The sequence below is a fragment of the Daejeonella sp. genome, assembly GCF_037719425.1.
Lineage (GTDB): Bacteria > Bacteroidota > Bacteroidia > Sphingobacteriales > Sphingobacteriaceae > Daejeonella.
On sequence record NZ_JBBJNI010000122.1, the window covers coordinates 8663 to 13447 of the forward strand.

At 45.3% G+C, this 4785-nt stretch carries 5 protein-coding genes; 4 read left to right on the top strand and 1 reads right to left on the bottom strand.

Features of this window, described 5'->3' with window-relative positions; translation table 11 throughout:
* Positions 1 to 257 precede the first annotated feature (257 nt).
* The 4 genes from WKF69_RS14655 to WKF69_RS14670 all read left to right on the top strand — a co-directional run bounded on the left by WKF69_RS14655 (position 258) and on the right by WKF69_RS14670 (position 2481).
* Positions 258 to 938 (top strand): lycopene cyclase domain-containing protein, encoded by a 681-nt coding sequence (locus WKF69_RS14655; protein WP_340382820.1) that lies wholly within the window; start codon positions 258 to 260, stop codon positions 936 to 938.
* The gene (locus tag WKF69_RS14660; protein WP_340382821.1) at positions 938 to 1171 is read left to right on the top strand and encodes a cytochrome b5 domain-containing protein; all 234 of its coding nucleotides are present in this window, start codon (positions 938 to 940) and stop codon (positions 1169 to 1171) included. The genes WKF69_RS14655 and WKF69_RS14660 overlap by 1 nt, the downstream gene beginning before the upstream one ends.
* Positions 1172 to 1376: 205 nt before the next feature.
* A complete protein-coding gene (locus WKF69_RS14665) occupies positions 1377 to 1859 on the top strand; it encodes a Rid family hydrolase (protein WP_340382822.1) in 483 nt (160 codons plus the stop codon).
* A gap of 85 nt (positions 1860 to 1944) precedes the next feature.
* Complete coding sequence (locus tag WKF69_RS14670) at positions 1945 to 2481, top strand: RidA family protein (protein WP_340382823.1); 537 nt, start codon at positions 1945 to 1947, stop codon at positions 2479 to 2481.
* Positions 2482 to 2664: 183 nt separating this feature from the next.
* On the opposite strand, the gene WKF69_RS14675 is transcribed toward WKF69_RS14670, so the two are convergent.
* Positions 2665 to 4350 carry a DUF4476 domain-containing protein gene (locus WKF69_RS14675; RefSeq protein ID WP_340382824.1) on the bottom strand — a complete coding sequence of 562 codons (1686 nt, stop codon included), beginning with the start codon at positions 4348 to 4350 and terminating at the stop codon, positions 2665 to 2667.
* Positions 4351 to 4785 lie beyond the last annotated feature (435 nt).

A 4785-nucleotide genomic window follows, 5' to 3' on the forward strand; every position in this document is an offset into this window, starting at 1 on the left:
GCGCAGAGGCCGCAGAGTGTTTCGCAAAGTTCGCAGAGAACGAATAAAGCCAAACGACCTCAAAGCACTTGATGAAAGCTTTGCGTTCTTTGCGCTTGTACTCAGCGTCTTAAGTGGTAAACTTCGAGGGTGCCGGAGCCAGTGATGTTCCTGTCCATTTTTACTATCCCTATATAATTAACCGTTATATTTAACCGTCCAGCCTAACAACCAACCTGCCTGCCGGCAGGCAGGCAACTAACAACCAGGCAACCACCATGAAGGCCACCTACCTTTTAATCAACTTCCTTACCATCTTCTTCCCCATCGCCCTGTCGTTTGACAAGCGCGTTCAGTTCTTTAAAAGCTGGAAATACATCTTCCCCGGGTTATTGATCACTGGCCTTGTCTTCCTCGTTTGGGATTATCTCTTTACCGTTCTCAACGTATGGTCATTCAACCCCGATTACGTCATCGGTATATACATCCTGAATCTGCCAATTGAAGAGATCCTCTTCTTTATTACAGTCCCTTTTGCTTGTATTTTCATTTACGAATGCCTCAACTATTATATAAAACGTGATCTGTTGGGAAGCGTGTCACGCTTAATTAGCATTATGGTGATCATCGCCTGCATCGCTTTTCTAAGCACGCTTTATGATAGAGTTTATACTCTGATAACCTTCGGCTTCCTGCTGGCAGCTTTAGTCTATGCAGAGTTCGTGCAGAAGGCAAATCTGGGGAGGTTCTATTTAGCTTACCTCGTATCGCTGATCCCTTTTTATATAGTTAATGGCACCCTTACTTCAATTCCGGTTGTTATGTATAACGATGCGGAGAATATGGCATTCAGGTTTGGTACTATACCCCTGGAAGATCACTTTTACTCAATGGGCATGTTACTAATGAACATTCTTCTGTTTGAGTATTTTAAAAAGAGAGGAACATTTTCAAGGTAATGGATATTCAGGAATACAGCAAGCAATACCTCGCGCTTAGAAACGGGCAGGACAAACCCGAGATCTGGATCGCTTATAAGGGCATAATCTATGATGTAACCGAAAGCCGTTTATGGAAGAACGGTAAACATTATGAGCACTGGGCGGGGCAGGACCTTACCGATGAGCTTAAAGATGCGCCTCATACACAGGAGGTGTTTAAGAAATTTAAGGTAGTAGGAAGACTGATTTAGGAAAGCGTACCCACCGTTTATTTAACCGCAAAGGACACGAAGTGCACCGCAAAGTGCGCTAAGTAACATCGCTAATCTTGGCGCTCTTTGCGTAAACCTTTGCGCACTCTGCGGTTAAACCCTTCGCCCCGTTATTGTAATAAATTCATACCTTTTCTACATAATCCCCTATGTTTCTTATATTTAATAAACCAACCTTATCAATATGAATCGCAGGGAGATACTCACCGGGCTAACGCTTTTACCTCTGGCCGGTGCTGCACTTAACGCAGCCGCGTCGCATGCCCCACTCATACCCGTAGAGTCGGAGGAGTGGCTGCCCAAAAAACAACTGATCCGTGGTGCGAGCTCGTCCTGTCTTCGCTCCGGACATCTGCTCTTTGTTGGAGGCATCGGTGGCTGGTATGCCAACCGCAGGCCGGAGCCTGGGGACGCCAAAGTCCAGATCACAAGTGCGCTTAATACGATGAAAGAAGCCCTCGAAGCCGCCGGCTCGGGTATGCATAATGTCCTCCAGATCTTGATGACGGTTTGCGAACCAAATAAGAACCTCGCCCGCCTGAACGAAGGCTACCGTGAGTTCTTCGCCAAAGATCCGCCTGTGCGTTCATTCAGTAGCTCCAAAGCATCCCAGATGGGCCGCGACGGTATCCTGGTGCAGGTAGGCTGCATCGCATATGTCGATTGACGCAGAACCAGGATCAAAGAACAAAATCAAACTAAAATAGTGTCATTGCGATCCTGCGTAGCAGGCGCGGCAAAACATTCAATATATGAATCGCAGAAAACTACTTAAAAGCCTTACCCTGCTGCCGCTGGCAGGTGCTGCAGTGATAACTCCGGGTGAGGCAAACGCTCAGAATAAGAAAAAGAATCAATGGACACCGAAAAAGCAGGTGGTCCGAAAAAGTAATAGCGGAGGAAATACAAACACCTCAGTGCCTACTCCTCTGGGACCCGCAGCTGTATTATCAGGCTGTGTACGCTCCGGTCACTTACTATTCGTATCCGGCATAGGAGGCTGGTATCCTGAACGCAGGCCAGAGGCCGGAGATATCAAAGTTCAGATCAAGAGTATACTGGATACCTTGAAAGAAGTACTTGATGGCGCGGGATCGTCCATGGCAAATGCGCTCAAGGTGCACATGACAGTTGTGGAGCCCAACAAAAATATTGCTGCCCTGAATGAGGCATACCGGGGTTATTTCCCTGATCCCGCTCCGGTACGGTCATATACCGGTACAAGTGCCGATCTGATGGGAAGAGAGGGTGTACTGGTGCAATTGGATTGTATTGCTTATGTGGACTAGAAAGAGAATCAAGAACCAAGAATCAAGAACCACGATTGGATCCTGCCACTAAGCTTATAAGGGGTCGTTGTGAAGATTGAGTAGGCAGGCTTCCGCTGCAATGAAGATCAGAAGGACATGTCTACTAAAACAAAGAGGCCCATCTTTACCTGAAGGGCCTCTTTACAGATAGATATATGAAACTTAGTTAGAAACTACCCGATTAGTACTCACGTACGCTGCAAGCTCGTCTTTACTCGTCTGGAGATTGAACAGGTCGTTTACCTGTGTAAAGTTCTGCGGATCTGTAACTGTTTTATAGGATAGCTTTGCAAGCTCTAAACGGTTAGGTTCAGAGTTGATTAAGCCGATCAACTGCTTAACCTGTGCAGTAGTGAAGAAATTATTCGGGTTAGCGAATACATCCCTTTCAGCCTGAACTTTCAGCAATTGCAGGAGGTTACTTCTTACGTTAAACACCAGAACGCTAAAATCGCTGGCCGACATTGGTGTTCTAACAGTGGTAGTAGTACCAGCATTTACGGTTACACCAGTTTGTGCCGACGCGTAGTTATTGAATTCAGTACGGTAAGTGCTGCTTGTGAATAAGTCGCCTAACTGATAATACACAGCAGGATCCATCACCGAACGGAAGGATTGTTTAGCTAATTCTAACCTGTCAGATTCTGAAGTCACCATAGTTAGCAATTCTCTGATCTGTGCTGTGCTGAAGTAATAGTTAGTATTTGCAAACGCATCCCTGACTGCATCTGTTTTAAGTGCCTGCGACCATTTCGCCTGAATACTATTTCTTAAATTAAGAAAGTTAGATGTAGTCATCTGGGCTTTAACCCCAGTGTTGACAGCTACTCCGCCCTTAGAAACTACAAAGTCATTAAATTCAGCACGGTGTGCTGTACTTACAAACACATCATAAAGTGAAGCATAATTATTTGTATCGCTAACTACCGGATAAGCCAATTTGATCAGATCCATTCTGTCGGTTTCAGAAGTTACCAGGCCCATTAATTGTCTTACTTGTGTTGTAGTATAGTAATTGTTAGAATTGATAAAAGCATCTCTTACCGCTTCTCCTTTAAGTGATTGCGACCATTTGTTTCTTACGGTCGTTACAAGCGTATTGAAGTTCGCATCAGATATCAGTACGCGTGTACCAGTACTTGCAGTTGCATCACCTTTCATCTGAATAAAATCAGCGAACTCGTTTCTTCTTGCGGTGCTGCTGAATACATTGCTCAGTGCAGCGTAATTTGCGGGATCTGTAACACCGGAATACGCTAATTTGGCGAGGTCAAGCTTGTCGCTTTCCGAAGTAACCATAACGAGTAATTGTCTTATCTGCGCACTTGTAAAGCGATTGTCCGTATTGATAAACGCATCCCTGATCCTTTCCGCTCTAACAGACTGCGACCCTTGCGACTGGATACTTTGTTTAAGCGAGTTGAATGTAGCAGTTGCCATTGGTGCCGTGCTTATAGGGCTGGTCTCTTGCGACATTTCTTCGTCAAATTGAACAGATCCGTTTGCACGGACATTGATATTCATATCATACCCTTCTCTCAGCACAAAGCTATTTGAGTAGATCAACGTGTTTTGAGTGCTGGCATTGGTAGCAATGCTATTATTCCTCAATTTGTACACTTTCAACCCACGCGTACCGGTAAGGATGTTTCCTACTTCAATTTTGTACACGGTAGCAGTATTGTTGGCATTGGTGTTAGAGAAATAACGCCTGTCATCAATTCTTACCTCGTAATTATTGGTAGTTTTTGTTATGCCCCGGAATATGATATTCACAGTGCTGGTGGTTTGTGCGATCCCTGTAGCTGCAAGGAAACAAACCAGTAGGGTAGATAGTATGGTTTTCATTGGTCTTGTTTAATTTAATATTAGTTAGTTACCTCATAGGTAGCAAAATCCTTGCCAGTTGGGTGCTGGAGGAATTAAATAGTTGGCTAACAGGGAGTTTGTTTGCAAATCGACTATTATTTTGTCATCCCGAGCGCAGCGAGGGACCTACATGCTTTACCCGAAGTTCCCTCCCTGCAAGAGCAGGTTCGGGATGACATGTCCTGGAACCTTGATAGCGGCTGCCTCGTATGTCATCCCGAGCGTAATGAGGGGCCCACGTATACTTTACCACGAAGTTCCCTCCCCGCAAGAGCAGGTTCGGGATGACATAACTGCTAACTCGATGGTGGCTGACACGCATGTCATCACGAGCGTAGCGAGTGACCTGCGTCCTTTACGAATGACTTGTCCTGACATAGGTTGACAAAAAACAAGGTCAACGATGAATAGAAA

Bases quoted from the DNA above. Each gene is read 5' to 3' on its own strand.
- WKF69_RS14655 (WP_340382820.1), top strand. From the start codon at position 258: ATGAAGGCCACCTACCTTTTAATCAACTTCCTTACCATCTTCTTCCCC.
- WKF69_RS14660 (WP_340382821.1), top strand. From the start codon at position 938: ATGGATATTCAGGAATACAGCAAGCAATACCTCGCGCTTAGAAACGGG.
- WKF69_RS14665 (WP_340382822.1), top strand. From the start codon at position 1,377: ATGAATCGCAGGGAGATACTCACCGGGCTAACGCTTTTACCTCTGGCC.
- WKF69_RS14670 (WP_340382823.1), top strand. From the start codon at position 1,945: ATGAATCGCAGAAAACTACTTAAAAGCCTTACCCTGCTGCCGCTGGCA.
- WKF69_RS14675 (WP_340382824.1), bottom strand. From the start codon at position 4,350: ATGAAAACCATACTATCTACCCTACTGGTTTGTTTCCTTGCAGCTACA.